At 58.4% G+C, this 26,858-nt stretch carries 24 protein-coding genes and 2 riboswitches; of the genes, 13 read left to right on the plus strand and 11 right to left on the minus strand.

From position 1 onward, the window contains the following. Positions 1-4: 4 nt before the first annotated feature. From J5276_RS00510 to J5276_RS00520, 3 genes are all read left to right on the plus strand, one after another. The gene (locus J5276_RS00510; protein WP_003516553.1) at positions 5-1,195 is read left to right on the plus strand and encodes an MFS transporter; all 1,191 of its coding nucleotides are present in this window, start codon (positions 5-7) and stop codon (positions 1,193-1,195) included. A 120-nt stretch (positions 1,196-1,315) separates the two neighbouring features. After that, complete coding sequence (gene ispG / locus J5276_RS00515) at positions 1,316-2,566, plus strand: flavodoxin-dependent (E)-4-hydroxy-3-methylbut-2-enyl-diphosphate synthase (protein ID WP_003516555.1); 1,251 nt, start codon at positions 1,316-1,318, stop codon at positions 2,564-2,566. 66 nt (positions 2,567-2,632) lie between these two features. Next, positions 2,633-3,295 (plus strand): OmpA family protein, encoded by a 663-nt coding sequence (locus tag J5276_RS00520; RefSeq protein WP_003516557.1) that lies wholly within the window; start codon positions 2,633-2,635, stop codon positions 3,293-3,295. Positions 3,296-3,327: 32 nt separating this feature from the next. Here the strand turns inward: J5276_RS00520 and J5276_RS00525 are convergent, their stop codons facing one another. Next, a complete protein-coding gene (locus J5276_RS00525) occupies positions 3,328-4,242 on the minus strand; it encodes a polyprenyl synthetase family protein (protein WP_111790476.1) in 915 nt (304 codons plus the stop codon). Positions 4,243-4,377: 135 nt separating this feature from the next. Between J5276_RS00525 and mtgA the strand changes: the two genes are divergently transcribed. Next, positions 4,378-5,124: a monofunctional biosynthetic peptidoglycan transglycosylase gene (gene mtgA, locus J5276_RS00530; RefSeq protein ID WP_003516563.1), complete on the plus strand. Its 747-nt coding sequence runs from the start codon at positions 4,378-4,380 to the stop codon at positions 5,122-5,124. Between the two features lie 15 nt (positions 5,125-5,139). On the opposite strand, the gene J5276_RS00535 is transcribed toward mtgA, so the two are convergent. Together J5276_RS00535 and metA are read right to left on the minus strand one after the other, a co-directional pair. Then, positions 5,140-6,159, minus strand: coding sequence for an aldose epimerase family protein (locus J5276_RS00535; RefSeq protein WP_003516565.1), 1,020 nt, complete (start codon positions 6,157-6,159; stop codon positions 5,140-5,142). 74 nt (positions 6,160-6,233) lie between these two features. Further along, entirely contained in the window at positions 6,234-7,160 is a 927-nt protein-coding gene (gene metA, locus J5276_RS00540) for a homoserine O-succinyltransferase (RefSeq protein ID WP_025594607.1), read from the minus strand. Between the two features lie 82 nt (positions 7,161-7,242). Further along, positions 7,243-7,319, minus strand: a riboswitch (SAM riboswitch). A 90-nt stretch (positions 7,320-7,409) separates the two neighbouring features. On the opposite strand from metA, the gene J5276_RS00545 reads away from it, so the two are divergent. The 7 genes from J5276_RS00545 to J5276_RS00575 all read left to right on the plus strand — a co-directional run bounded on the left by J5276_RS00545 (position 7,410) and on the right by J5276_RS00575 (position 15,712). Further along, positions 7,410-8,063: a thiamine diphosphokinase gene (locus J5276_RS00545; RefSeq protein ID WP_112153910.1), complete on the plus strand. Its 654-nt coding sequence runs from the start codon at positions 7,410-7,412 to the stop codon at positions 8,061-8,063. Between the two features lie 4 nt (positions 8,064-8,067). Beyond that, the gene (locus J5276_RS00550; RefSeq protein ID WP_112153909.1) at positions 8,068-9,894 is read left to right on the plus strand and encodes an ABC-F family ATP-binding cassette domain-containing protein; all 1,827 of its coding nucleotides are present in this window, start codon (positions 8,068-8,070) and stop codon (positions 9,892-9,894) included. Between the two features lie 91 nt (positions 9,895-9,985). Beyond that, a complete protein-coding gene (locus tag J5276_RS00555; RefSeq protein WP_065659960.1) occupies positions 9,986-10,378 on the plus strand; it encodes a VOC family protein in 393 nt (130 codons plus the stop codon). Between the two features lie 45 nt (positions 10,379-10,423). Then, positions 10,424-10,534: riboswitch (TPP riboswitch) on the plus strand. A gap of 38 nt (positions 10,535-10,572) precedes the next feature. Further along, a complete protein-coding gene (gene thiB, locus J5276_RS00560; RefSeq protein ID WP_112153908.1) occupies positions 10,573-11,586 on the plus strand; it encodes a thiamine ABC transporter substrate binding subunit in 1,014 nt (337 codons plus the stop codon). A 19-nt stretch (positions 11,587-11,605) separates the two neighbouring features. Beyond that, positions 11,606-13,231 carry a thiamine/thiamine pyrophosphate ABC transporter permease ThiP gene (gene thiP / locus J5276_RS00565; protein WP_019566016.1) on the plus strand — a complete coding sequence of 542 codons (1,626 nt, stop codon included), beginning with the start codon at positions 11,606-11,608 and terminating at the stop codon, positions 13,229-13,231. After that, the gene (locus tag J5276_RS00570) at positions 13,228-13,944 is read left to right on the plus strand and encodes a thiamine ABC transporter ATP-binding protein (RefSeq protein WP_019566017.1); all 717 of its coding nucleotides are present in this window, start codon (positions 13,228-13,230) and stop codon (positions 13,942-13,944) included. The genes thiP and J5276_RS00570 overlap by 4 nt, the downstream gene beginning before the upstream one ends. A gap of 307 nt (positions 13,945-14,251) precedes the next feature. Continuing rightward, on the plus strand, positions 14,252-15,712 hold the full coding sequence (locus tag J5276_RS00575) for a M48 family metalloprotease (protein ID WP_025594597.1): 1,461 nt from the start codon (positions 14,252-14,254) through the stop codon (positions 15,710-15,712). A gap of 61 nt (positions 15,713-15,773) precedes the next feature. Here J5276_RS00575 and leuC read toward each other — a convergent pair whose 3' ends face one another. Next, positions 15,774-17,183 (minus strand): 3-isopropylmalate dehydratase large subunit, encoded by a 1,410-nt coding sequence (gene leuC / locus J5276_RS00580; RefSeq protein WP_019566018.1) that lies wholly within the window; start codon positions 17,181-17,183, stop codon positions 15,774-15,776. 428 nt (positions 17,184-17,611) lie between these two features. Between leuC and J5276_RS00585 the strand changes: the two genes are divergently transcribed. After that, a complete protein-coding gene (locus J5276_RS00585) occupies positions 17,612-18,889 on the plus strand; it encodes an MFS transporter (RefSeq protein ID WP_003516599.1) in 1,278 nt (425 codons plus the stop codon). Positions 18,890-19,012: 123 nt separating this feature from the next. Here J5276_RS00585 and J5276_RS00590 read toward each other — a convergent pair whose 3' ends face one another. From J5276_RS00590 to rplS, 4 genes are all read right to left on the minus strand, one after another. Then, on the minus strand, positions 19,013-19,975 hold the full coding sequence (locus J5276_RS00590; protein WP_025594592.1) for a hypothetical protein: 963 nt from the start codon (positions 19,973-19,975) through the stop codon (positions 19,013-19,015). Between the two features lie 180 nt (positions 19,976-20,155). Next, on the minus strand, positions 20,156-21,469 hold the full coding sequence (locus J5276_RS00595) for an HlyD family type I secretion periplasmic adaptor subunit (protein WP_209159556.1): 1,314 nt from the start codon (positions 21,467-21,469) through the stop codon (positions 20,156-20,158). Beyond that, positions 21,462-23,198, minus strand: a complete 1,737-nt coding sequence (locus J5276_RS00600; protein ID WP_065705157.1) for a type I secretion system permease/ATPase — start codon at positions 23,196-23,198, stop codon at positions 21,462-21,464. Before J5276_RS00600 ends, J5276_RS00595 begins: the two co-directional genes overlap by 8 nt. Before the next feature lie 249 nt (positions 23,199-23,447). Next, a complete protein-coding gene (gene rplS / locus J5276_RS00605; RefSeq protein ID WP_003492508.1) occupies positions 23,448-23,987 on the minus strand; it encodes a 50S ribosomal protein L19 in 540 nt (179 codons plus the stop codon). Between the two features lie 267 nt (positions 23,988-24,254). Here rplS and J5276_RS00610 point away from each other — a divergent pair, with 267 nt between their 5' ends. Further along, a complete protein-coding gene (locus tag J5276_RS00610) occupies positions 24,255-25,001 on the plus strand; it encodes a sulfite exporter TauE/SafE family protein (protein WP_003516607.1) in 747 nt (248 codons plus the stop codon). Here J5276_RS00610 and trmD read toward each other — a convergent pair. The 3 genes from trmD to rpsP form a co-directional block, all read right to left on the minus strand. Continuing rightward, positions 24,998-25,687 (minus strand): tRNA (guanosine(37)-N1)-methyltransferase TrmD, encoded by a 690-nt coding sequence (gene trmD, locus J5276_RS00615; protein WP_013636925.1) that lies wholly within the window; start codon positions 25,685-25,687, stop codon positions 24,998-25,000. The genes J5276_RS00610 and trmD overlap by 4 nt on opposite strands. 4 nt (positions 25,688-25,691) lie before the next feature. Then, a complete protein-coding gene (rimM, locus tag J5276_RS00620) occupies positions 25,692-26,258 on the minus strand; it encodes a ribosome maturation factor RimM (RefSeq protein ID WP_003516610.1) in 567 nt (188 codons plus the stop codon). 204 nt (positions 26,259-26,462) lie between these two features. After that, positions 26,463-26,840: a 30S ribosomal protein S16 gene (gene rpsP / locus J5276_RS00625; protein ID WP_003516612.1), complete on the minus strand. Its 378-nt coding sequence runs from the start codon at positions 26,838-26,840 to the stop codon at positions 26,463-26,465. Between the last annotated feature and the right edge of the window lie 18 nt (positions 26,841-26,858).

Raw genomic sequence — 26,858 nt, forward strand, 5'->3', positions numbered from 1 at the left:
ACCGATGAACGGCCCCACGACATTTTCGCCGACGGTCAAGCGCTCGTCCTATCTGACGCGGCACAGGCTCGGTGTATCCCTGCTGTTTTTGATGAACGGTTTCATGATGGGATCGTGGGCGCCCAAAATACCGGAATTTGCGGCGCGCTTATCCCTCAGTGAAAGTGCGCTTGGCCTGATCATTCTGGTTTTCGGCGTCGGCTCGCTGGTTTTCATGCCGATCGCCGGTTCCCAGATCGCCCGTTTCGGATCGCGAACGGTCAGCCTTGCGAGTGCGGCTATTTTCTTGCCGACACTGCTTTTCATCTCCTGGGCAGACACGATCTGGGCGGGTGTGATTGCGGTTTTCCTGTTCGGTGGGCTGACAGGGGCGATGGATGTCGCCATGAACGCCAATGCGGTGGCGGTCGAGCGTGACATGCGCCGCGCCATCATGTCGTCGTGCCATGCTTTCTGGAGCCTGGGCGGCCTGATCGGTGCCGGTCTTGGCGGCTATCTCATCACGGCCATTGGCGTGCAGGGGCATGCGATCGCGTTGACGGTCATCGCCCTTGTTTTGCTCGTCGTCGCGTGGCCGCGCGTTCTTGCGGATCGCCCGCATGCCGAGGAGGAGCGTCCGAAAGGTCGCTTGCCGCTGACGCCCTTGCCGTGGATTATCGGTCTGATGGCGCTGTTTTCGATGATTCCGGAAGGCGCGATCCTCGATTGGGGTGCCCTTTATCTGCGCAATGAACTCGGCGCTTCCGTGTCCCAGTCCGGTTTCGCATTCGCGGCCTTTTCCATGACCATGGCGGCCATGCGTTTTGCCGGCGATCTGGTGCGCGACCGGTTCGGCGCGGTCAATACCCTGCGGTTCTGCTCGGTCATGTCGATTGCGGGCCTTCTGATTGCGGGTCTTGCGGGAAATTCCACGTTTGTGATCATCGGCTTCGCGATTGCCGGCATCGGTATTTCCAACATGGTGCCGATCGCCTTTTCGGCGGCGGGGAACATGCCGGGATTGGCACCCGGCATCGGCCTGTCGGTCGTCACCACCATGGGTTATTCCGGGATTCTGGTAGCACCCTCGGCCATCGGCTTCATTGCCGAACATACCGGCCTTGCCAGCGTATTTCTCGCTCTGCCGTTGTTGCATGTGGTGGTTTTGCTGCTTTCGCGGCTCGCCCGGCATGCGGATGGTGCGGGCAAGGAATAGGCGTCTCGAATTTTGCCATGATTGCGGTAAAGTAGAAGCTCTTATGCGTTGGGTGTTGACAAGCAGGCCCCCTTGTTTCACCTCAATTGCCAGACCTTGCCGCAAGCTCCAGAGACCGCCATGACGTCACACGCCGATTACGATCCAAAGCCCCGCCGTGCATCCGTTGCCGTCGACGTAGGGGGCGTCATCGTGGGTGGCGGTGCGCCTGTCGTCGTACAATCCATGACCAATACCGACACGGCGGATATCGACGCCACCGTGCAGCAGGTGGCGGCACTCTTCCAGGCCGGTTCTGAAATGGTGCGCATCACCGTCGATCGCGATGAGAGCGCTGCCGCTGTGCCGAAAATCCGCGAGCGGCTGCTGCGCCTTGGCATGGACGTGCCGCTGATTGGCGATTTCCACTATATCGGCCATAAGCTTCTAGCGGATCATCCGGCCTGTGCCGAAGCACTGGCGAAATATCGCATCAATCCCGGCAATGTCGGCTTCAAGGACAAGAAGGACAAGCAGTTCGGCGAAATCGTCGAAATGGCGATCCGTTATGACAAGCCGGTTCGCATCGGCGTGAACTGGGGGTCGCTCGATCAGGAATTGCTGACGACGCTGATGGACAAGAACAAGGAGGAGGGTTTTCCGCTCTCTGCCCGTCAGGTCACCCGCGAAGCCATCGTCCAGTCGGCACTGATTTCCGCAGAGCTTGCCGAAGAAATCGGCCTGCCGCGCAACCGCATCATACTGTCTGCCAAGGTCAGCCAGGTACAGGACCTGATTGCCGTTTATTCGATGCTGTCGGAACGCTCCAACCATGCACTGCATCTCGGTCTTACCGAAGCCGGCATGGGTTCCAAGGGCATCGTCGCCTCGTCTGCTGCCATGGGTTATGTGCTGCAGCACGGTATTGGCGACACGATTCGCGTCTCGCTGACGCCGGAGCCGAACGGCGACCGCACCCGCGAGGTGCAGGTGGCGCAGGAATTGCTGCAGGTCATGGGTTTCCGCCAGTTCATTCCGGTGGTTGCGGCATGTCCCGGCTGCGGGCGCACCACCTCTACCGTCTTTCAGGAACTTGCCCAGAATATCCAGAATGACATTCGCAAGAACATGCCGATCTGGCGTGAAAAATATCCCGGTGTGGAAGCGCTCAATGTTGCTGTCATGGGCTGCATCGTTAATGGCCCCGGAGAAAGCAAACATGCCGATATCGGCATTTCACTGCCCGGAACCGGCGAAAGCCCCGCTGCACCGATCTTCATCGATGGCGAGAAGGCGCTCACCCTGCGCGGTCCCAACATCGCCGCGGATTTTGAAGCGCTTGTGATCGATTACATCGAAAAGCGTTTTGGCCGGAAAGATGCGGCGGAGTAAAAACTACCGTGAAAATGCCGAAATTCCACTGTCATACCGCCTGAACCCTTCGGAGCATCAAAACACATGATCAAAAAAATCGCGATCGTTGCCCTTTGCGGGACCTATCTTTCCGCGTGCACCACCACCGATCCCTATACGGGTGAGCAGAAGATGTCGAACACGGCGGGCGGCGCTGGTATCGGCGCTGTCGTCGGTGCTCTCGGTGGTCTGGCTGTCGGCGGTTCGCCGGTCGGTCGCCGCAACGCAGCCCTCATCGGCGCCGGCATCGGTGCACTCGCCGGTGGCGCAATCGGCAATTACATGGATGGTCAGGAATCCGAGCTTCGCGCCCAGCTTCAGGGCACTGGCGTTTCGGTTACCCGCCGTGGCGACAGCATCGTTCTCAACATGCCGTCGAACATCACCTTCGCGACGGATCAGGATCAGGTCATCCCGCCCTTCTATCAGACACTCGATTCCGTCGCCATCGTGCTGAACAAGTTCAACCGCACGCTCATCGACATCAACGGCCATACCGACTCCACCGGCAGCCAGCAGCACAACCAGGCGCTTTCCGAGCGTCGTGCGGCGTCTGTTGCAAACTATCTCGGCGCACGCGGCGTCGACCAGCGCCGTATTTCGACGCTCGGCTTCGGCCCCTCGCAGCCGATCGCTTCGAACGCAACGCCGGATGGCCGCGCCCAGAACCGTCGTGTCGAAGTGCTGATTTCGCCGCTCAAGGGCTGATTGGCTGAAAAACGGTGAGCCGGGAAACCGGCTCAGCTTTTCCGTTCGGCGATGAATCTGGCGGCCGCGATGAGTATCGCGGCCTTTTCGCCGTAGGGGGCCAGAAGTTCGGAGGCTTCCGCCACCTGTTCCTGAAGCTTGAGGCGCGCCCAGTCTTCACCGCGTAGTGCCACCAGCGTTCCCTTGCCGCGTGCGGCATCCTTGCCGGTTGCCTTGCCCATGGTGGCGGCATCGGCGGTCAGATCCAAGAGATCGTCGGCAAGCTGGAAGGCAAGGCCGATCTTTTCACCGAAGAGGCGCAGTCTTTGTCTTTCGGAAACATCGCTGCCGGCGATGATCGCGCCTGCCTCGCAGGCGAAGCGCAGCAGCGCACCGGTTTTCATAGCCTGCAATGTAATAATGCCGTTCTCATCAGGTGCGTTCTTTTCCGCAGCCAGATCGAGCGCCTGACCGCCCGCCATGCCGCCGATACCCGACGCGCGGGCAAGGGAGAGAACGAGAGACGCCTTGCGGTCTGCCTCGAGAGGATTTTCGTCCGATGCGATAATGTCGAAGGCGAGTGTCAGCAGGCTGTCGCCTGCGAGAATGGCGGTCGCCTCGTCGAATTTGCGGTGCACTGTCGGCTGGCCGCGGCGCAGGTCGTCGTCATCCATCGCTGGCAGATCGTCGTGCACCAGCGAGTAACAATGCAGGCATTCCAGCGCGGCACCGACATAATGGGCTGCTTCAGCATTTCCGCCGAGCAAGGCCGTGCTTTCTATGACGAGGAAGGGCCGCAGGCGTTTGCCGCCGTTCAGCACGCCATGACGCATGGCGTCGAGCAGGTTTTGCGGGCGCGTAATCTCATCCGCACGCGCCTCTGCGGAAAGCAGGCGACCAAGCAGGGATTCGGTCTGTGCCGCGTTATCGCGCAGCTTCGTTTCGAAATTCGTCATCTGAGCGTCCATGCCGCGCTCTTTGGCATGGCGCGCGGGGTCAGGCAACCTTTTCGTGATTCCTGAGGTCAACTGTTTGACCGGACTCGCCTTGAAGGCGGCAATGGAATATGAAAGGCTTCGATTGGTGCGGGGCTTTGACGAATATTGAGCAGTACGCCTGAAAGCGACGCAGATTACGCCGTGCTGGCGGAAGACCGGAGCAGTCCGAAGGTGGATTTTCGCACGTTGGCAAAGCGTATCATCATGACCTTGCTGGCGTTGCTGATCCTGCCCTATCTGCTGATCCCGGTTTATGCCCTGCCTTTCATGCGGCCGGTCTCGACGCTGATGCTTGCCGATCTGGTGACACTTCAGGGTTATGACCGGCGCTGGGTGCCGCTCGAGGATATTTCGCCGCGCCTTGTGCAATCCGTAATGATGTCCGAGGACGGACAATTCTGTTTCCACGGCGGCGTTGACTGGAACCAGATGCAGTCCGTCGTCAACAATGCGCTCGAAGGCGCGTCCACCCGTGGCGCCAGCACTATTCCCATGCAGACGGCCAAGAACCTGTTCCTCTGGAACGGCCGCTCGTTCTTGCGCAAGGGGCTGGAGTTGCCGCTGGCGATTGCTGCCGATTTCGTCTGGTCCAAAAAACGGATGATGGAGATTTATCTCAACGTTGCCGAATGGGGACCCGGCATTTACGGCATCGAGGCCGCAGCACAGCACCATTTCAAGGTACCGGCGGCAAAGCTAAGCTCCCGCCAGGCGGCACTGCTTGCCGTTTCCCTACCCAATCCCATCGATCGCGTTGCCAGCAAGCCGGGGCGTGGTTTGCAACGGCTTGCCGGCCTTATCGAACGGCGTGCCCGGGCATCGGGCGGTTATGTGGGATGCGTGCTGGACTGAGCCCAGCCCGCCGCCTCAACCCTTCTTGAAAATATAGTCGGTTTCCTGACGCAGGGTCTCGCCGGGACGCAGGATCGCGTAGGGGAAATCGGGATGATTGACGGCATCCGGCCATATCTGCGTTTCCAGGCAAAAACCGGCAAAGGGGCCATAATGGCGGCCATCGAGGCCCGGAACGGGAACATTCAGCTTGAAGGCTGAATAAAATTGCACGCCGGGTTCGGTGGTGTGAACCTCAAGGGCAATGTCGGAGGCGGGCGAATAGGCGCGGGCAACCTTGCGCTTGGCGCGACGCTCGGGCGAAAGGCAGAAATTATGGTCGTAGAGCACCTGCTCGCCATCCTCCGTTCGCCGCATCGGCGTCGGGTGGCGCAGGTCGAAGACGGTGCCTTCGACGGAGCGGATTTCGCCTGTCGGGATCTGTTTGTCGTTGGTTGGCAGATAAAAGTCAGCGGCGATGCTGATCTCATGTCCAAGTGCGGTATCAGCACCGTCGAGGTTGAAATAGGAATGCTGGCAGATATTGGCGATGGTCGGTTGGTCGGTCACCGTTTCATAGACCACCGAAAGCACGCCGCCGTCGCGGATCGTATAGGTCGCGGTCACCGTGCAATTGCCGGGATAACCGGCGCGGCCGTCGGGATCGATGATCTGCAGAACCGCATGGCTTTCGCCGTGTTCCATCAGCATCCAGTTACGTTTGCCCATCCCGTCGCTGCCGCCATGCAGGTGGCTGACGCCTTTTTCGTTCAGTTCCAGCTGGTATTCGTGCCCGTCGATCGAGAATTTTCCGTCACCGATACGGTTGGCGTTGCGGCCGGGTGTGGCGCCGAAATAGGATGAATATTTGTAGTCCTCGAATGTATCGAAGCCGAGAACGAGCGGCGGCTGGTGCCCATCGAGGCGCAGGTCCTGAATGACGGCGCCCCAAGTGATAACCTTGGCCGTCAGCCCGCCCTTCGAGATGGTGACGCGCTCAACCTTTTCGCCGGTTGCCGTGAAACCGAAATTCTCCCGTGCCGCCGCGTCGCTCATTGCGTCATTCTCCCGATATCTTTGAATTGCCGGCGGACGTTGCGTCATTTTCCGGCAATTCGCAATCCCGCAATTTACGCCGCTAGTTTACCGATCGCTTCGAGATCGTAAGGCGTCGTCTGATATATCTCGTTGATCCAGTTGCCGAAAAACAGATGGGCATGGCTGCGCCAGCGGTTGAGCGGGGCAAGCTCCGGATCATTGTGCGGAAAATAATCATGCGGCAGCTTGATTGGAACGCCCGAGTTCACATCGCGGAAATATTCATCCGAAAGCGAGGTTGAATCATATTCGACGTGGTTGAACATATAGAGGCGGTTGCCCTCTTTTTCATGCACCAGACATACGCCCATTTCCTCTGACTCCATCAGGATTTCGAGTTCCGGGTGTTTTTCGATGTCGGCGCGGCGCACTTCCGTCCAGCGTGATACCGGAACCTGAAAGTCGTCGGAAAAACCGTTGAGATATATCGACGAGGGGCAGAGATTGCGGTGACGATAGACACCGAAAGCCTTTTCCTTCAGTTCGTATTTCGGCACACCATGGAAATGGTAGATGGCGGCCATCGCGCCCCAGCAGACGTTCAGCGTCGAATGGACGTTGGTTCGCGTCCAGTCGAAAATCTTTTGCATCTCGTTCCAGTAGGTCACGTCTTCATAATCAAGCATCTCGATGGGCGCGCCTGTGATGATGAAACCGTCGAACTTGCGGTGTCGCACTTCCTCCCATGTCTCATAGAAGGACAGAAGGTGCTCTTCCGGCGTATTCTTGGCACGATGGCCGCCAATGCGGATCAGCGAAAACTCCACCTGCAGCGGCGATGCGCCGACGAGGCGCGCCATCTGCACTTCCGTCTTGATCTTGTTCGGCATGAGATTGAGAAGCCCGATCTGGAGCGGGCGGATATCCTGCCGGATGGCCGCCGTTTCTGTCATGACCCGCACGCCCTCATGAACGAGGGTGTCGAAGGCGGGAAGCGTATCGGGAATCTTGATCGGCATGTCGAACTCTCTTTTCGGATGACGTAAAGAACGTTGCGAAAACAAAAAAACCGGCAGCGAAATCGCAGCCGGTCCCAGGAAATTACCCTTTTCCTCGACCCTTTAGCGACTTCTTTAAAGTGGCTGCAAGCCGGTCGGCAAATCACCACTGAGGCGTTTCATAATCCCGAAGCCGACGAAAATCAATATCGGCTGATTTCATCGGGTTTCTGCCTTTCCATTTTTGCCTGAGGTGCGATAAGGCAGGGCATGGATAGAGAACGCTTCACCATTCTGCTTGGCGGCGATGTCACCGTTACCGACCGCCTCAAAGCGGCGGTTGAGGGTAGCCGTGTGATTGCGGCCGATGGCGGCATGCGCCATGCCGCGCCGCTCGGGCTCACACCCGAGCTCTGGGTGGGGGATTTCGATTCCACCGACAAGGACCTGCTGGACGCTTGGCCCGATGTGGTGCGACAGCCCTATCCCGCTGCAAAGGCTGTGACCGATGGCGAAATTGCGGTGTCGGAGGCCCTTGCCCGCGGCGCGCGTTCTCTGGTGCTTGCCGGTGCGCTTGGTGGAGCGAGAAGCGACCACGCACTTCAGCACCTTCTTTACGCGGTGGCGCTTACTGAGCGTGGTCTCAACGTTACGCTGTCCTCCGGCGAAGAGGAGGCCCGCCCGCTGCTGGCAGGGTCGTTCGATCTTGATCTGCCACCCGGTGCGCTGTTTTCCGTTGCCGGGTTTACCGACCTTGTGGGGCTCGATATCGGCAATGTGCGTTATCCTCTCAAGGATTTCCCGCTTGCTTTCGGCTCTTCCCGCACTATTTCCAATGTCGCGAATGGCGGCCCTGTGCATTTCTCGCTGAAAAGCGGAAAAGCCATCGTGCTCGCCCGCCCTTATGATCTGACCGGAGCCTGACGCCTTGGCACCCCCAATTTTGAAACTCGATGACATCAAGCTGACCTTCGGCGTGACCCCGCTGCTCGACGGCGCCAATCTTCAGGTGGAGCCGGGCGACCGCATCTGCCTTGTTGGACGCAACGGTTCGGGCAAGTCGACCCTGATGAAGATCGCCGCCGGTCTGGTCGAGGCGCAGTCGGGCGAGGTTTTCCGTCACCCCTCCGCCACCATCCGTTATCTGGAACAGGCGCCGGATTTTGTCGGTTACGACACTGTGCAGGCCTATGCCGAGGCGGGGCTGGGACCTGGCGACGATCCCTATCGCGTTACCTATATTCTCGAGCATCTGGGCCTGACGGGACAGGAACATCCGGATAGCCTGTCCGGCGGCGAAGCGCGGCGTGCGGCCCTTGCCCGCGTCATGGCGCCTGAACCCGATATTCTGATGCTGGACGAGCCGACCAACCATCTGGACCTGCCCACCATCGAATGGCTTGAAGGCGAGTTGCAGCAGACGCGTAGCGCGCTGGTGCTGATCTCGCACGACAGGCGTTTTCTGGAAAAGGTTTCGACCTCGACCGTGTGGCTGGATCGCGGCCAGTCCCGCCGTCTCAATCGCGGTTTTGCGCATTTCGAGGAATGGCGCGACAAGGTGCTGGAAGAGGAAGAGCTGGAGCAGCACAAGCTCGGCAAGGCCATCGAGCGTGAAGAACACTGGATGCGTTACGGCGTGACCGCGAGACGCAAGCGCAACATGCGCCGCGTGGGCGAGCTTCAGGCAATGCGTGCGGACTATCGCGGCCACAAGGGACCGCAGGGCAGCGTGCAGGCGACGGCTGCGGAGGTGCGGGAATCCGGTAAGCTGGTCATCGAGGCAGACGCAATCACCAAGTCTTACGGCGAGCGCGTGATCATCGCGCCGTTTTCGCTGCGGGTGCATCGCGGTGATTGCATCGGTCTCGTCGGGCCGAACGGTGCTGGCAAGACAACGCTTTTGAAGATGCTGACCGGCCAGCTTCAGCCCGATAGCGGCACGGTAAAGCTCGGCACCAATCTGGAAATCGCGACGCTTGACCAGAAGCGTGAAGATCTCAATCCAAACGATACGCTCGCTCATTACCTCACCGACGGTCGCGGCGACAATTTGCTGGTCAATGGCGAGTTGAAACATGTGACGGGTTACATGAAGGACTTCCTGTTCCAGCCGGAACAGGCCCGCACGCCCATCCGCAACCTCTCCGGTGGTGAGCGCGCCCGTCTTATTCTTGCGCGCATTCTGGCGCGGCCTACCAACCTGCTGATCCTTGACGAGCCGACCAACGATCTCGATATCGAAACGCTCGATCTGTTGCAGGAAATCGTTGCGGGCTTTTCCGGCACGGTCATTCTCGTCAGCCACGACCGCGACTTCCTCGACCGTACCGTCACCTCCACAATTGCGCCCGCCAATCCGGACCAGCCGGATGGACGCTGGATCGAATATGCCGGCGGCTATTCGGACATGATGGCGCAACGCAAGGGCGCTGCGGAAGAAAAGCGCAAGGCGGAGAAGCAGGAAAAGGCAAAGACCGCCCCTTCCGCCTCCACGTCGCAGGACCCTTCAAAGGCCAAGGGCAAGCTTTCCTTCAAGCAAAAATTTGCGCTCGAAAACCTTCCAAAGGAGATGGAGAAGGCGCAGGGCGAAATCGCCAAGCGTGAGCAGCGCATGGCCGACCCCAATCTGTTCACCAAGGACCCGGCTACCTTCAATACGCTGGCGCAGGAAATGACGAAGCTGCGCGAAAAGCTCGAAGCCATGGAAGAGGAATGGCTGGAGCTGGAGATGCTGCGCGAGGAAATTGAAGGGTGACTTGGTCGCGATTTCTTGACTGAGGTCTCATCCACCTTTGACAGGGAGGCGGAATTGCCGTTTCCTGTGCGGGTTCGGAGGAGTTCAGAAAATGCGTATGATCTTCGTCAATCTGCCGGTCAAGAATATCGAGACATCGAGAAGCTTCTTCACGGCTCTCGGTTTCACCTTCAATCCGGAATATTCGGATGACCGCACGCTCTGCATGATCGTTGAGGAGAACATCTTCGTGATGCTTCTTCAGGAGGAGCGTTTTCGCGATTTCATCAATGGCGATATCGCCGACGCCAAACGCAGCACCGAGGTCCTGACCTGTCTCACAGCGGGAAGCCGTGAGGAAATCGACCGGATGATCGAGACGGCGCTCGCCTCGGGCGGCAGCAGCTGGAAACCGGTTCAGGATCACGGTTTCATGTATGCCGGTAGTTTTCAGGATCCCGACGGCCATGTCTGGGAACTGGTGCACATGGTGCAGCAGGCCTGACGGCAGCCATCTTGCCAATCAGAGACAGCGGGACTACATCATCATCTTGATCTAACGGGGTGTCTTTTGTGCTTGCGTGCAAAAGGCTGAGAGGCTTGCCAACCCGAAGAACCTGATCCGGTTCACACCGGCGGAGGGATTAGACGGCTTAAGGCAAGCGGCTATTTCCCTTTTCGTTTTTTGAGGAGATACCCGTGCGCCGTCGTCTTTTCCTGAATTCCCTCGTTGCCGTTTCGTTGTTTCTGCCCGGTCTTGCCACTGCTCAGGACAGACAGGAACTGACCGTCTACACCTATGAAAGCTTCGTTTCCGAATGGGGTCCCGGCCCCAAGGTGAAAGAGGCCTTCGAGAAAGTGTGCAATTGCACGGTCAATTTCGTCGGTGTGGCGGATGGCGTGGCGCTGCTCAACCGCCTGAAGCTTGAAGGGGCGGGTTCGAAGGCGGATGTCGTTGTTGGTCTCGACACCAATCTGGTCGCGGAAGCGAAACAGACCGGCCTCTTCGATATCAGCGGTATCGATGCATCGGCGGCCAAGGTGCCGGGCGGTTACAAGGACGACGTTTTCGTCCCTTACGACTACGGTCATTTCGCCGTTGTCTATGACACGCAGACGATAAAAAATCCGCCGACGAGCCTGAAGGATCTGGTGGACGGCGATCCTTCACAGAAAATCGCCATTCAGGACCCGCGCACCTCCACGCCGGGGCTTGGCCTGCTGCTCTGGGTGAAGTCCGTTTACGGCGACAAGGCACCGGAAGCCTGGGCGAAGCTCCGGAAGCGCATTCTCACCGTCACGCCGGGCTGGTCGGAATCCTATGGCCTTTTCACCAAGGGTGAGGTGCCGATGGTGCTCTCCTACACCACGTCGCCTGCCTATCACATGGTCTCGGAAAAGACGGATCGCTATCAGGCCGCGGCTTTTTCCGAGGGGCACTACATCCAGATCGAGGTTTCCGGCCTTCTCAAAAACGCGCCGCACAAGGAGCTGGCGAAGCAGTTCCTCGCTTTCACGCTCACATCAGGATTTCAGGATGCCATTCCGGAAAACAACTGGATGATGCCGGTCGCGGCAACGTCCACGCCCCTGCCCGAGGCATTTTCCAAACTCGTCGTACCGCAGAAGACCTTCCTGATGGACCCGGAAGAGGTGGCCAAGAACCGCAAGGCCTGGATCGACGAATGGCTTGCGGCCATGAGCATGAACTAAGCAAGAGGCACGCCCGCGCATGATGCTGCGTCGCGACTACAGATGGTCGATCATTGGCGGAACGGCGGCGTTTGCCGCCGTTTTCCTGTTCATGGCGCTTGCTGTATCAGCACTACTGTCGTTCGATGCCGGCACATCCGCCGCCGGAATCGTGGATGCCTACACGCTGCGCATCCTGCGCTTCACGCTCTATCAGGCAACGTTGTCCACTGTTCTTTCCATTGTTCTCGGCCTGCCGGTGGCGCTTGCGCTCTCCCGCAGACAGGATTTTCCGGGGCGGATTTGGATTATCAGGTTGATGGCTGTGCCGATGGGGCTGCCGGTCATCGTCGGCGCCTTCGGCATTATCACGATCTGGGGCAGGCAGGGTGTTTTGAATACTGCCCTTGTTTTTGCCGGTGCGGAGCAGCCCTTCAGTATTTACGGCCTCTCCGGCATTCTCATCGCCCATGTGTTTTTCAATCTGCCGCTTGCGGTGCGGCTGATGCTGGCCGGGCTGGAGCGGATTCCGGGCGAATATTGGCGGATGGCGGCAAGTCTTGGCATGGGGCCGGTTTCGGTTTTCCGCTTCATCGAGTGGCCGGCCGTCTCGCGGCTTGTTCCCGGTATTGCCGGGCTTGTCTTCATGCTGTGCGCCACCAGCTTCACGCTAGTGCTTCTGCTGGGCGGTGGACCGGCGGCGACGACACTTGAGGTCGCAATCTATCAGGCGTTGCGGTTTGATTTCGATCCGCAACGAGCAATCGCGCTTTCGGTTTTGCAGATTGCAATCACAGCAGTTCTGCTCGGCCTTCTTGCCTTTTTGCCATCGCCCGAGGCGGAAATTGCCTCGCTTGGCCGCCCTGTTCGCCGTTTCGACGGCAAGCGTGTTGGCGCGCGCCTGTGGGACGGAGCGGCAATCATTTTTGCGGTTCTGCTGGTCGGCCTGCCGCTTGTTGCCATAACCGTCTCGGGTTTGGGGGCCGATCTGCCGCGTCTTTTGTCAGCGCCGATCTTCCTGCGTGCGGCGGCGACCAGCCTTGCAATCGCTGCGCTCTCCGCAACTCTCGTCGTGCTTTGCTGCTTTGCGATTATCGGTGCGCGACAGGCCGTGGGTTCCAAACGGCACGCGGCTCAGCCCTTGCGCCTTTTGTCCGCCACGCTCGGGGCGGGGTCATCGCTGGTACTGCTGGTGCCGCCCGTCGTGCTGGGAAGCGGGTGGTTCCTGTTGCTGCGGCCCTTTGGAGATGTCAGTTTTTATGCTCCCGTTCTCGTGGCGCTCATCAACATGCTGATGGCGTTGCCGCTTGCCATGCGGGTGCTGGAGCCAGCCTTCACCAGCCATTTTTTACGCACGTCCCGGCTCTCCGCCAGTCTTGGGCTTCAGGGACTGACGCGGCTGCGGTTCGCCGATCTGCCGGTTCTGCTGCGGCCGCTGCTGATGGCGTTTTCCTTTGCCATGGCCCTGTCGCTCGGTGATCTTGGGGCGGTTGCCCTGTTCGGATCGGAAAATTTCATCACCTTGCCATGGCTGGTCTATAGCAATATGGGCAGCTACCGCACTAATGATGCCGCCGGATACGCGTTCATCCTTGGCGTCGTCTGCCTGCTGCTTGCCGCGGGCGGCGTTTCACGGCAATCCCAATCAGCAAGGGCGAGCATATGACGGGTGACGAATTTGCCGTGGGGCTGGACAAGGTCAGGCTGCGGCTCGGAACGCAGGATTTCGATCTCGATTGTATATTCCCGCAAGGCCAGATGACTGCCGTTGTCGGTGCATCCGGTTCTGGCAAGTCGACGCTCCTCAATCTCATCGCCGGTTTTGAATTGCCCGATTCCGGGCGCGTCCTGATCGGCGAGCGGGACATGAAGGCGCTCGATCCTTCCGAACGACCGGTCTCCTCGATCTTCCAAGATAATAATCTTTTCGCCCATCTCGATATCTTCACCAATGTCGCGCTCGGCATCAGCCCCGGGCTGAAGCTGCGGGCGGAAGACAGGCAGAGGATCGACATGGCGCTCACACGCGTTGGTCTTGCGGGTTTTGACAAACGTTTGCCGGGCACGCTTTCCGGCGGGGAAAGGCAAAGGGCGGCGCTGGCGCGTGCGCTGGTCCGGAAAAAACCGGTCATGCTGCTTGACGAGCCTTTCGCGGCGCTAGATCCGGGGCTGCGGGCGGGCATGACCTCCCTGCTTCTCGACTTGCATGCCGAAACAAAAAATACGGTGATTATTGTCACGCACCATCCAGACGACATAAAAAAGCTGGCGCAGCGGGTGGTTTTTCTTGATCGTGGCCGCGTTGTCTATGCGGGCTCGACCATAGATTTCTTCGCCACACAAAATGTGAAGGCGGTCGACAGTTTTCTGAACGGCTGATCGCCTTATTTTCGACGCGTGCCGCTGGCAATCGCTTTAGATAACTTCAATGGCGTTAATTTGCACTTGCCAGTTTCAAGTCGTTGCCCGAGAAAAGACGAGAATTATTGCGTTCTTCAGGAATATTCCGGACTTGATGGATCGTTTTTTCCGTTTCGACATTCATGGCTCGTTGGGGCGAATCTGTTATTCTGGTCTGCAATTAACGGATGATCAGGAACGTTAGGGGCAGGCATAGAGAATGAGAAATAGCATGACTGCGCAGTGGAGGCTTTTCTCCCGTTCAGGCCTTCGCCGTTCGGGCAGGATGGCTGCCGTGTGTTCCGTGCTGACGGCGTCTGCCGTATTCCTGTCATCGTGTCAGTCTCTCTTCAGCCCGGCCTACCAGTCCACCTTGCGGCCTTCGGACAATCCGCAGACCGTGGAAGAGGTGCAGAAGAATGATCCCCGTGCGCAGATGGGTGCGCGCGAACATCCGCGTATTGTGGCGAGTTATGGTGGCGAATATCGTGATGCCAAGACTGAGCGGCTTGTCGCCCGTATCGCCGGCGCGCTGACGGCCGTTTCGGAAAATCCGCAGCAATCCTATCGCATCACCATCCTCAACTCGCCTGCTATCAACGCTTTTGCGCTGCCGGGTGGGTATCTTTACGTGACGCGCGGGCTTCTGGCTCTCGCCAACGATGCCTCGGAAGTGGCCGCCGTGCTTTCGCATGAGATGGGCCACGTTACCGCAAACCACGGCATCGAGCGCCAGCGCCGGGAAGAGGCGGAGGTGATTGCAAGCCGCGTGGTCGCCGAGGTTCTGTCGAGCGATCTCGCCGGCAAGCAGGCGCTTGCGCGCGGCAAGCTGCGGCTTGCGGCTTTTTCGCGCCAGCAGGAATTGCAGGCAGACGTGATTGGCGTGCGCATGTTGGGTGAGGCCGGCTACGACCCCTTCGCATCGCCGCGGTTTCTGGATTCCATGGCAGCCTATGCGCGTTTCTCCTCGGCTGATCCCGAAAATGACCAGAGCCTCGACTTTCTTTCCAGCCACCCCAACACGCCGCAGCGCATCGAGCTTGCACGCCGGCATGCCCGCGCCTTCGGTCAGGACGGTCAGGTCGGGGATCGTGGTCGCGACTGGTTTCTGGATGGCATAGACGGCCTGCTTTACGGCGACAGCCCGCAGGAGGGTTATGTCCGGGGCCAAACCTTCCTGCACGGAACGCTCGGTATCCGTTTCGATGTGCCGGAAGGTTTCGTCATCGACAACAAGGTCGAGGCCGTTCTTGCGACGGGTCCGGGCGATGTGGCGATCCGTTTCGACGGCGTGGCCGATCCGAAACAGACCACTCTTGCCAATTACCTTACCAGCGGCTGGGTTGCCGGCCTGATGCCGGAAACCGTGAAGGAAACGCAGATCAACGGTCTGGAGGCTGCGACAGCCCGTGCGACGGCGGACAAATGGGACTTTGACGTTACCGTCATCCGTGTTGGTCAGCAGATATTCCGCTTCCTGACGGCCGTGCCGAAGGGTAACACGCAGCTCGATTCCATCGCCAACGTATTGCGCACGAGTTTCCGCAAGATGACGCCGCAGGAGATCGCATCGTTAAAACCTCTGCGCGTGCGCGTGGTGACGGTCAAGCCCGGTGAAACCGTGGCAACGATTGCCGCACGTATGATGGGGACCGACCGCAAGCTCGACATGTTCCGCATGATGAATGCGATGAGCGCCACCGCCACGCTTCAGCCCGGCCAGCGGGTGAAGATCATTGCGGAATGAGATGCTAACAAAAAACCCCGGATTGTGATCCGGGGTTTTTCGTTTCAGACGTTATCGATAATTACCGCCACTCGCGCACATCGACGAAATGGCCGGCGATGGCCGCCGCCGCTGCCATGGCGGGGGAGACGAGGTGGGTGCGGCTCTTATAGCCCTGGCGGCCCTCGAAGTTGCGGTTCGAGGTCGAGGCGCAACGTTCGCCAGGTTTCAGGCGGTCGTCATTCATGGCAAGGCACATGGAGCAGCCCGGTTCGCGCCATTCGAAACCGGCTTCGAGGAAAATCTTGTCCAGACCTTCCTTTTCCGCCTGTTCCTTCACGAGACCGGAGCCGGGCACGATCATGGCCGAGACGGTGGGCGCGACCTTGCGGCCGTCGACGATCTTTGCCGCTGCGCGCAAATCCTCGATACGGCCATTGGTGCAGGAGCCGATGAAAACGCGGTCGATGGCGATATCGGTGATGCGCGTACCGGGTTTCAAGCCCATATAATCCAGCGCACGCCATTTGGAAGTACGCTTGTTTTCTTCCTCGATATCATCCGGATTGGGAACGATGCCCTCGACGGACGTCACGTCCTCAGGCGATGAGCCCCAGGAGACGATCGGCGGCAGATTGGCGGCGTCCAGCACCACGATCTTGTCGTAATGGGCGCCTTCATCGGATTTCAGCGTTTTCCAGTAGGCGATGGCCTGTTCCAACGTCTCGCCCTTTGGCGCGCGCGGCTTGTCCTTAATGTAGTCGAAGGTGGTCTCATCAGGCGCGATCAGACCTGCACGGGCGCCGCCCTCGATGGTCATGTTGCAAACCGTCATGCGGCCTTCCATGGAGAGCGAGCGGATCGCCTCACCGGCAAATTCAATCACATGGCCGGTGCCGCCCGCTGTGCCGATCTCACCGATAATGGCGAGGATGATGTCCTTGGCGGTGACGCCTTCCGGAACCTTGCCATCGACACGCACCAGCATGTTCTTGGCCTTTTTCTGGATCAGCGTCTGGGTCGCCAGCACATGCTCCACTTCCGACGTGCCGATGCCGTGCGCCAGCGCGCCGAAAGCACCATGGGTGGAGGTGTGGCTGTCGCCGCAAACAATCGTCATGCCCGGCAGGGTGAAGCCCTGTTCCGGGCCAACGATGTGGACGATGCCCTGACGCTTGTCGCGCTCGGAATAATATTCGACACCGAAATCCTTGGCATTCTGCGCAAGCGCTTCCACCTGGATACGGCTTTCCTCGTTCTTGATGCCTTCCAGCCGGTCGGCTGTGGTTGGCACGTTATGATCGACGACGGCAAGCGTGCGGGTGGGCGAATGAACCGGACGGCCGGCGATGCGCAGGCCTTCAAAGGCCTGCGGGCTCGTCACCTCATGGACCAGGTGACGGTCGATATAGAGAAGACAGGTTCCGTCCGGGTCACGATTGACGACGTGGTCGTCCCAGATCTTGTCGTATAAGGTGCGGGGTGCGCTCATGGCTCTATGCCTTGTCATGGAAAGGTAAAATCAGGGTTCAGTAAGGCGGTGGACAGCGGGTGCTGTCAGGCGAGCCTAAGTCGGCTGTTGAGCGCCCCGGAAATGCGCGCAAAAAAACGTGCCGGCAGACGCTTGTGGTCCTGCAGCACATAAACATTCTGCGCGAGACATCCGAATTTAGATCCCATGGCGGTCTTCATAGCAGATTGCCGGTTTCGCGGCAATATGAATGCACGCAGCCCGTAAAATGGTGACCCGGCGGCTTTGATGTGCGCCGCATCATGCACTCAGAGCTCTAAAATGCCGGTTTCGCAGCCTTTTCGGCATTGGTTATGATGCAATGCAACTTGCGTATCTTGCGGCGCACATATAGATGGGTCCCCTTATCATTTGCATTTCGACGAGCAATCGAAGGGAGGGAAAAGCACATGGTATCGGAAAAATCCCTAATCTCGAAGATCACCTGGCGGCTGATGCCGTTTCTTGGCCTTCTCTATCTCATCGCCTATATCGACCGGCAGAATGTCAGCTATGCCAAGCTGCAGATGGTCGATGCGCTGAGCCTCAGCGAATATGCCTACGGACTTGGCGCTTCGCTGTTCTTCATCGGCTATTTCCTCTTTGAGGTTCCGAGCAACCTTTTCCTCAACCGTTTCGGCGCCAGCAAATGGTTCGCCCGCATTCTGGTGTCCTGGGGTGCCGTCACCATCGCGCTTGCCTACACGCAGAATGCGACGATGTTCTACATCCTGCGCTTCCTGCTCGGGCTTTGCGAGGCCGGTTTCTTCCCCGGCGTGCTGTTCCTGATGACGCTGTGGTTCCCGCGCGATTATCGCGGCCGCATGATCGGCCTGTTCATGATCTTCAGTGCGCTTGCCAATGCCATCGGCGCACCGCTTGGCGGCATGCTGCTCGATCTCGATGGTTTCCTCGGTTATGCCGGCTGGGAATGGGTGTTCCTGGCGACGGGTATTCCCGCCGTGATCGCCGGTATCGTTACCTTCTTCTATCTGGACGATACGCCGGAAAAGGCGAAGTTCCTGACGCAGGCCGAGAAGGACTGGTTGAAGAACCGCCTGGCCGAAGAAAACAAGGGCATGGAAGAGCATGCGGAGGACGGCTTCAAGGCGCTGATCAATCCGCGCGTGCTGTTCATGGCGCTTTGCTATGTCGGCTTTCCGCTGGCGGCCTATGGTCTCAGCTACTGGCTGCCGACGATCGTAAAGAGCTTCGGCGTTTCCAACACCGCCAACGGCTTCATCAACATCATCCCCTGGGTGATCGTGGCCGTCGCTCTCTTCGTCGTGCCACTGGCGGCTGACAAGGCAAAAAACAAAACGCCTTATATCGTCGGCCCTGCCTTCGTCGGCGCGTTTTGCCTGCTGATGTCGGCGCTGCTCAGCGATCCGGTATTGCAGTTTGCCTTCCTTTGCATCGCCGCTGCGGGCATTTTTGCCGGCCAGCCGGTGTTCTGGAGCCTGCCCGGCCGCTTCCTCAAGGGAGCCGGTGCCGCTGCCGGCATCGCCGCCATTAATTCCGTCGGCAATCTCGGTGGTTTCGTGGCGCAGAACGTGGTGCCTTGGATCAAGGACCAGACCGGCAGCACGATTGCGCCGATGTTCTTCCTTGCTTTCTGCCTGGCGCTTGCCGGGGTCCTCGTCATCATCGCGGCGCGAAAAATGGGCAATCAGGCCGAGGCCGCCTGATCTGCAAGATTGCGGCAGCCGGCATAATTTCCGAACCGCCGCATATGTAAAAAATCATGGCCCGGATATGTCCGGGCCATGATCCATTTAAACGGTAACCGATGAAATTCTCTTCGAGAGAAATTACGCCGTGAACCAATCGCTGCCGGTCAGGTGAACGCCGGAGAGAATGATCTTCTCACCCTTGTGCTCGCCAGTAACGTTGTAGCTGAGGACGGTATCGTTATCAAAGGTCGAAACCGCCCAGTTATCGATCACTGTACCGACCAGCTTGAGCTTGTCCATGGAGGCGTTGAAGCCTTCGATGGTATCTGTGGCAAAGCTCTTCGCCATGTCACCCAGATTGAAGACGAAGGTATCGGCGCCACCGCTTGCGATGATGTGGTCGATGCCCTTGCCACCGGTGACCAGCGACGAAGCGAGCTTTACACCGCTCAGGTCGATAGAGTCGTTACCCGCACCGGCATCGATCTTGACGGAGGTGTAGCTGCCGTCGGTGATACCAGCACCACCATTCACAGCGCCGGTATTGGCGGCAAGACCGCCCGTGCCCGCAGCCGACGTGTCATTGAAGGCAGCGCCGGCCTTGACGGTGATCGTGTCGTTGCCTGCGCCGGTGTCGATGTTGAAATTGTTGACCCAGGTCTTTTCGTTCGAAACGACAGATACGGTAACCGTGTCGTTGCCTGCGCCGGTCGTGATGTTACCGCGCTTGGCATTGAGAACTTCAACGGTGGACGAACCGGTGCCGCCGAGGTGAACGTCTACCTGTACGAAATCCTTGAACTTAAGGTTTTCAGAGGTGTCAGACTGGGCGAGAGCGTTCTTCACCGAATTCCATGCCGAGGATACGTCAAATGTGAAGCCGTTTGCGTTGGGGTCGTAGCCGACATCGACAGTGCCACCAGCACCGGTACCGGCAACCGCCACAGCTCCAACACTGACAGCGCCCGAATCGAGCGTAGAGCCGTTTTTGACCTGTGCTGTGGATTCCGTGAGGAGCTTATATGCTTCCTGATCGATCAGGCTGGTGAGCGACGAAACCGATGCCGCGCCGCCATTACCAAAAGTTACTTTTAACGCCATTTTACTCTCCTATAAATTTTTGAGAATTCGATGTATCGAAATTAAATTTAATAAATATTGCGGGTGATAATTAGTACATTATAAATGGCAAGACAATATGAGAAATTGTTTTTTTTGGAAAAATTCTCGCTCTTGGTGTATTTGCGAATCGTTTCTAAGAAAGCATGTAATGAAAGTCTTTTATTCCTGCAGGAACGTCTTTCTAAGCCTGTCCTGGAACGGTTTGACAAAATAGGAAAGAACGCTTCTTTCGCTTGTCTGTATGAAGACTTCAGCCGGCATGCCCGGATACAACCGTCCACCTGGTATATGGTCCATTCCAGTTTTGCTCGGCTTGATGCGCAGTGCGTAAAATGACGCCCCGCTTCGGGAATCTGTCTGCAAGTCCGGGGCGACGACTGCGACTTCAGCGCTTACATCCGGCGTCGTGCTCTGATTGAAAGCCGTGAAGCGAATGGTCACTGGCTGCCCGACATAGATCTGGTCTATGTCGTTTGGAAGAACATTAGCGTCGATTGCAAGATCTTCCTTTGCCGGCACCACCAGCATAAGCACTTCGCCCGGCTGGATGACGCCGTTTATGTTGTGCACCGACAGCTGGTAGATACGCCCCGCAATCGGCGAGCGAATATCGAGGCGGTCGAGCTGGTCGCGTGTTGCCGCAAGCCGTTCCTCGTATTCCGCAACGGTGGCTTCGATAGACGTCAGATCTTTAGTGACCTCGGACTTGCGGTCCTCGTCAAGCTGAAGCGACTGCAAGTCCATTTCGCTCAGCTTGCCTACCGTCTGCGCACGCGCGGCCATATACTGGCCCTGCTGACCTTCGAGATTGGAAAGCTGCCGCTTGAGAAGGTTGAGGCGCTGAAGCGTTACCAGCCCCTTGGCATATAGCTCCCGTGTCTTTGAGACGTCTTCCCTTACGATAGCAAGTTCATTGTTGGTCGCCTCAATCTGCACGTCCATGCCCCGCGCTTCATCGGCTAGCTGATCCTTGCGCGTTACCAATTGCTTCTTCATGCCGATCAGTGCACTGCGACGGCTGTTGAAAAGGTTCTGCTCACTGTCGATGAATGTTTTGGCAGCTTTCGAATTGGTCAAGACGGCCAGATCTTCCGGCGTTGTGAAAGAGGTGGCGTCGGAGATTTCGGCACGCAGACGCGCGCGGCGTGCATAAAGCTGCGCGAGCGTATTTTCGACAATGGACAGGTTTGCCTGAACGATCGTGCCACTCAGCCGCAGCAAAACCTGACCGGCCTCCACCGTGTCACCTTCCGCAACATTGATCTGGCTGACGATACCGCCGGAAAGGTGTTGAATTTTCTTGGAGTTGCCTTCGACAACGACCCGGCCCGTGGCGACGACCGCCCCCGAAAGCTTCGCGAGAGCCGCCCAGCCACTCAGGCCGAAAAGAAGGCCGGCAGCAAGAACGACTACGGCGGTTGAGTGTTTGACGATAGATGTTTTCGTCACGCCGGTTTTTTCTCCCTCAACCATTTTCACCCACCCGGCTTTCCAGCTTACGTACTTCTTCTTCTGTTTCCGGCACCTGGCGAATATTTTGACGCAGGATTTGCGCAAGCACCTCTTCCTTGGTGCCGAAGCGAAGCATGCGGCCATTGCTCATCACCATCACAAGATTGACGCTTTCGATGGCGCTCGGACGATGGGCAATGACGACCACGATGCCGCCTCGCGCCCTTATGTCGCCAATGGCGTTGCGCAAGGCTGCCTCGCCTTCGCTGTCCAGATTGGAGTTCGGCTCATCGAGGATGACAAAGAAGGGATCCCCGAAAAGCGCCCGCGCCAGGCCGATGCGCTGTTTTTGCCCGCCTGACAATGCCTCTCCTCGGTCGCCGATATAGGTGTCGTAACCGTGGGGCAGGTTCAGGATGAGATCATGAACCTGAGCGGCCTTGGCTGCCGAAACGATGGCTTCCGCCGTTGCGTCACGGTCGAAGCGCGCGATATTTTGCGCGACCGTGCCTGGCATCAGCTCCACCTGCTGGGGCATGTAACCGATGGATTTACCGAGAACCTCGAAATCCCACTGGTTCAGTCCGGCGCCATCGAAGCGCACGGAGCCGCGCTCATAGGGCCAGATACCGGTTATCAAACGTGCCAGCGTGGATTTACCGGAAGCGCTCGGCCCAATGATGCCAAGGCCATCGCCCGCGTTCAACGTGAAGGAAATATCGGCCACGGTATCTCGCGCACCATTGGGCGGACCGCCGGTCACGCGATCGATGGCAACGGTATATTTCGGTGGCGGCAGGGAAAGCGGCTGTGCGGGTTCCGGTACGAGTTCGAGAAACTCGTTGATGCGTTTCCAGCCCTGTCGCGCAGTCATGAAGCTGCGCCAGTTTGCAATTGCGTGTTCGACAGGGCCCAGCGCTTTGGCCGAGAGGATGGAGCCTGCGATGATGCTACCCGCTGACGCATGCCCCTCGATAACCAGCAGGGCGCCGATTGCCATCACACCTGACTGTAACAAAAGGCGGAATGTTCGGGAAATCGCGGCGAGCATGCCCGCCGTGTCCGACGTCGAGAGTGTGACGGCGCGGTAATTGGAGTGCAGATCGTCCCACATCGACGTCACCGCATTCATCATGCCCATGGTTCTTATGGACTCGATGTTGCGCTGGCTGCTGCCGACGAGTGCATTTCTCTGTCCGCGCACGGTGTAGGCCTGTTTGGTCGCCCTTTCGGTCAGCCAGTTGGTTATGAGCGTCAGCACGACAAGGACCAGGGCGCCGCCAAGCACGGCAAAACCGATCCAGGGATGCAAGGCAAAACAGATCAGCAGATAGATGGGCAGCCAGGGAATATCAAAGAAAGCTGCTGGTCCCGGCCCGGACAGGAATTGGCGTATCTGATCGAGATCGCCGACGATCTGCAGCCCGTCTACCTTGCCGTAGGCGGCAAGTGGTGCGCTGATTGATGCCCTGAAGAGCTTCTGATTGAGCTCGTCGTCCATATTGTCCGAGATGCGAGCCAATATCCTGCCGCGCAGAGCATCGAACCCGACGAGAAAGGCATAGAGAATAACCAGCAGAACAACGAGAGCGACAAGAGAAGGAATACTCTTGCTCGGCAGAATCCGGTCATAAACCTCCAGCATGAAAAGGGAGCCGGAAAGGTTGAGAATATTCATGAGTGCGCTGGCAAGGCCGACAGCGAAGAAAGCGCGCTTATTTTTTGTTAAAAAAGAATTAAAAAAAAACATATCAACACCTAAAACTGCGCGAAAATTGCACAATAAGTGAAACTAGGCAATGCTATTAGAGAATGTTCTAAATAAATTAGGCAAAGAGATAAGTAGCAATACGACTTTGATCTTGATCTGTCGATACGGAGATGGAGTCGAAGGCTGGACGTGACGCTATGTCGCCCACCAGAGTGTTATGGCGCATCGATGCAACAAAAAAGGCGGTCCAAAGACCGCCTTCTCCGTAAATCCATCAAAATGGAAATCTTATTCCGCTGCAGTTTCCGCAGCCTTTGCTGCTTCTTCTGCTGCCTTGGCTTCTGCTGCTTCGGCTGCTGCCTTTTCGGCGGCGAGAGCCTGTGCTGCTGCTACCTTTTCAGCTTCCAGACGTGCCTTTTCTTCGGCGACTGCCTGGCGCTCGGATTCGTTCAGCTTGCGGGCGCGCGTACCGGTGTTTTCAACGATACGGGCAGCCTTGCCGCGACGATCGCGCAGGTAGTAGAGCTTCGCGCGGCGAACCTTACCACGGCGAACGATTTCAACGCCTTCGACCAGCGGGGAGTAGATCGGGAATACGCGCTCGACGCCTTCGCCGTAGGAGATCTTGCGAACGGTGAAGCTCTCGGAAAGGCCGCCGCCGGAACGGGCGATGCAAACGCCTTCGTAAGCCTGAACGCGGGTACGGTTACCTTCGGTAACGCGCACGTTGACGCGCAGCGTGTCGCCCGGAGAAAACTCAGGCAGGGTGCGCTTTGCTTCGATCTTGGCAGCCTGTTCGGCTTCCAGCTGCTGAATGATATTGGTCATGTTAACCTCTGATTTCTTCTGAAACAGCCAGAGCGCTCAACGTTTCGTCTGTCGGTCAATGCCTTCAGACCATGCCGTGCGGCAGGAGCGGGTTCGCCATTCTTTGCTTGCGGTTAAAGGGGAAAACCCCAATTCCACGCGGGCACATACACGAGGCAGCGCCATTTGTCATCCCTTCATGACAATATTTTATCAATTGTGGGCGACGTACGGGCTGTTGCGAAGGTGCGTTTCCCCGGTTATGGCATGGAAACCTTGGGAGGGGCCATGTCCGTACTTATTATCATGATGCTGTTTGCGACCGGCTTTCTATCTGGCGTGGTCAATGCGATCGCCGGTGGCGGCACCTTTTTGACCTTCGGGGCGATGACGCTTGCAGGCCTGCCGCCGATTGTCGCCAATGCCACTTCGGCGATCGTGCAGTTTCCCGGTTACATCACCTCCGTGATCGCCTACGGGCCTGAAATCCGCGCCCACTGGCGCGAGGCGATCCTTCTGTCGGCCGTCTCCATCGTCGGCGGGCTGGCGGGGTCGCTTTTGCTCCTGTCGCTCGACAACCCCTCCTTCCGCCAGCTCGTGCCGTGGTTGCTTCTGGCCGCAACCGTTGTTTTCGCCGCTGGCCCGTGGCTGCGACCGAAGGCCAGTGCCGAGCGTTCACCCGGTAATGTGCCGAGCCTCTTCTTTCAGGGGCTCGCCTCCATCTATGGTGGTTTTTTCGGGGCGGGCATGGGCATCATGATGCTGGCCATCCTCGGAATGACCTCGGGTGGCAGCTATCATCATCTGAATGCCCTGAAGAACCTGCTCTCGGTGGTGATCGCGATCATCGCCATTACGATCTTCGTCAGCGGCGGCGTCGTTTCCTGGTGGGCCGCCCTCATCATGTTCCCGGCGGCCGCGCTTGGCGGATATGTGGGAGTGCACACGGCAAGGCGGGTGCCGCAGTGGATCATCCGCTGGCTGGTCATTGCCGTCGGGCTGGTGCTGACGGCCTATTATTTCGTCTCGGTTTAAACCTTGGCCTTTTCCAGCAGGTCGGGCCGTCTTTCCTTCGTCAACGCCAGCGCCTGCTCGTGCCGCCATTTGTCGATGACGGCGTGATTGCCAGAGGTGAGAACGGCTGGGATGTCGCGGCCTTCCCAGACCTGCGGACGGGTGTAGTGCGGATGCTCCAGAAGCCCACCCTCGAAGCTTTCATGCACGCCTGAGAGATCGTTGCCCATGACGCCCGGCAGAATGCGGACAATGGCGTCCAGAAGCGTCAGGGCGGCGGGCTCGCCGCCGGAGAGAATGTAATCGCCGATCGACACTTCCTCCAACCCGCGCGCCTCTATGACCCGCTGGTCGACGCCTTCGAAGCGGCCACACACGATAATCGCGCCGTCGCCTGCCGCCAGTTCGCGCACTCGGTCCTGCGACAGTGGCCTGCCGCGCGGGCTCATCAGCAGACGCGGTCGCGTATCTCCATCTGAAACATGGTCGATGGCTGCGGCCAGAATGTCGGGTTTCAGCACCATGCCGGCGCCGCCGCCTGCCGGGGTGTCGTCCACGCTTCTGTGCCTGTCGGTGGCGAATTCACGGATCTGCACGGCCTCAAGCGACCATTGCTCGCGCTCCAGCGCCTTGCCCGCCAGCGAATATCCGAGATGCCCGGGAAACATTTCCGGGTAGAGCGTCAGAACTGTAGCCTTGAACGTCATGGCCTTATTTCTTGCCGAAAGGCGATGCGCCGGTTTCGTCTTTGTCGTCCGGATTGTCGATCAGGCCAGCGGCCATGGGATCGATGAGAATGCGTCTCGCCTCCAGATCGATTTCAAGCACGGCTGCTTCCGAAAAGGGGATGAGGGCGGGACGGCGGCCCGCACCTTTCAGCTCCAGGAGGTCGCCTGCGCCGAAATCGTAAACGGCGCTGACGGCGCCATAGCTTTTGCCTTCGGCATCGACGGCTTCCAGCCCTTCGAGGTCGGCATAATAAAATTCGTCGTCGTCCAGCTCGTCATCCGGCAGATTGTCGCGTTCGATGAACAGTTCGAGCCCGTTCAGGCTTTCCGCTGCATTGCGGTCGTTGATACCCCTGAAGCGGACGACAACCACATTCTTGCCCTCGCGCACTTCCAGAATTTCGAAGACACGGCCATCGGCGCTGACCAGATTGCCGTAATCGCCGAGCGCCATCGGTTCGTCCGTATAGGTGCTGACGCGAACTTCGCCGCGCAATCCCTGTGCGCCGCCGATCTTTGCCATGAGTATCGGGTTTTCCAGCTTTGCCATCGGGCCGTCCGTCTTCTGGTGTTGGTTGCGTCTGGTTTACAGCATCAGCGTGAAAATCGGAATCGATTTTCACAGGGCACGATGCGCAGATCCAACGCGTTAGAGCATAGTTCCTGACGCTCTAAAGTTTGTTGATACCAAAATAAACAAAAAACGGGCGGCATGGAAAACCACGCCACCCGTTCTCTAAAATTCTATTGCAGATTATTCTGCAGCAGAAGCTTCTGCTGCGGCAGCAGCTGCGTCTTCAGCCTTCTGCTTCTTTTCTGCAACGCGTTCCAGAGCGCGCTTGCCCGGCAATGCCTTTTCCGGGTTGCTGCGAGCGGCGCGATCGGCAAGGCCTGCCTCTGCGAGGAAGCGCAGAACGCGGTCGGTCGGCTGTGCGCCCTTGGCGATCCATTCCTTGATGAGGTCAGCCTTCAGCTCGATGCGCTGCGGGTTGTCCTTGGCGAGCATCGGGTTCCAGGAACCGACCTTCTCCAGGAAACGGCCGTCGCGGGGCGAACGGGCGTCAGCAACGACGATCTGGTAGTACGGGCGCTTCTTGGAACCACCGCGTGCGAGACGAATTTTAAGTGCCATGTTATTTACTCCTTGAGA

The organism is Agrobacterium sp. S7/73 (genome assembly GCF_019355535.1).
GTDB classification, from domain to species: Bacteria; Pseudomonadota; Alphaproteobacteria; order Rhizobiales; family Rhizobiaceae; genus Agrobacterium; species Agrobacterium tumefaciens.

Bases quoted from the DNA above. Each gene is read 5' to 3' on its own strand.
- J5276_RS00575 (WP_025594597.1), top strand. From the start codon at position 14,252: ATGGCTGCCGTGTGTTCCGTGCTGACGGCGTCTGCCGTATTCCTGTCA.
- J5276_RS00570 (WP_019566017.1), top strand. From the start codon at position 13,228: ATGACGGGTGACGAATTTGCCGTGGGGCTGGACAAGGTCAGGCTGCGG.
- metA (WP_025594607.1), bottom strand. From the start codon at position 7,160: ATGCCGATCAAGATTCCCGATACGCTTCCCGCCTTCGACACCCTCGTT.
- rplS (WP_003492508.1), bottom strand. From the start codon at position 23,987: ATGACCAATATCATTCAGCAGCTGGAAGCCGAACAGGCTGCCAAGATC.
- ispG (WP_003516555.1), top strand. From the start codon at position 1,316: ATGACGTCACACGCCGATTACGATCCAAAGCCCCGCCGTGCATCCGTT.
- J5276_RS00585 (WP_003516599.1), top strand. From the start codon at position 17,612: ATGGTATCGGAAAAATCCCTAATCTCGAAGATCACCTGGCGGCTGATG.
- rpsP (WP_003516612.1), bottom strand. From the start codon at position 26,840: ATGGCACTTAAAATTCGTCTCGCACGCGGTGGTTCCAAGAAGCGCCCG.
- J5276_RS00525 (WP_111790476.1), bottom strand. From the start codon at position 4,242: ATGGACGCTCAGATGACGAATTTCGAAACGAAGCTGCGCGATAACGCG.
- J5276_RS00555 (WP_065659960.1), top strand. From the start codon at position 9,986: ATGCGTATGATCTTCGTCAATCTGCCGGTCAAGAATATCGAGACATCG.
- J5276_RS00520 (WP_003516557.1), top strand. From the start codon at position 2,633: ATGATCAAAAAAATCGCGATCGTTGCCCTTTGCGGGACCTATCTTTCC.
- thiP (WP_019566016.1), top strand. From the start codon at position 11,606: ATGATGCTGCGTCGCGACTACAGATGGTCGATCATTGGCGGAACGGCG.
- leuC (WP_019566018.1), bottom strand. From the start codon at position 17,183: ATGAGCGCACCCCGCACCTTATACGACAAGATCTGGGACGACCACGTC.
- J5276_RS00590 (WP_025594592.1), bottom strand. From the start codon at position 19,975: ATGGCGTTAAAAGTAACTTTTGGTAATGGCGGCGCGGCATCGGTTTCG.
- J5276_RS00600 (WP_065705157.1), bottom strand. From the start codon at position 23,198: ATGTTTTTTTTTAATTCTTTTTTAACAAAAAATAAGCGCGCTTTCTTC.
- trmD (WP_013636925.1), bottom strand. From the start codon at position 25,687: ATGACGTTCAAGGCTACAGTTCTGACGCTCTACCCGGAAATGTTTCCC.
- J5276_RS00510 (WP_003516553.1), top strand. From the start codon at position 5: ATGAACGGCCCCACGACATTTTCGCCGACGGTCAAGCGCTCGTCCTAT.
- J5276_RS00535 (WP_003516565.1), bottom strand. From the start codon at position 6,159: ATGAGCGACGCGGCGGCACGGGAGAATTTCGGTTTCACGGCAACCGGC.
- J5276_RS00545 (WP_112153910.1), top strand. From the start codon at position 7,410: ATGGATAGAGAACGCTTCACCATTCTGCTTGGCGGCGATGTCACCGTT.
- rimM (WP_003516610.1), bottom strand. From the start codon at position 26,258: ATGGCAAAGCTGGAAAACCCGATACTCATGGCAAAGATCGGCGGCGCA.
- J5276_RS00595 (WP_209159556.1), bottom strand. From the start codon at position 21,469: ATGGTTGAGGGAGAAAAAACCGGCGTGACGAAAACATCTATCGTCAAA.
- J5276_RS00610 (WP_003516607.1), top strand. From the start codon at position 24,255: ATGTCCGTACTTATTATCATGATGCTGTTTGCGACCGGCTTTCTATCT.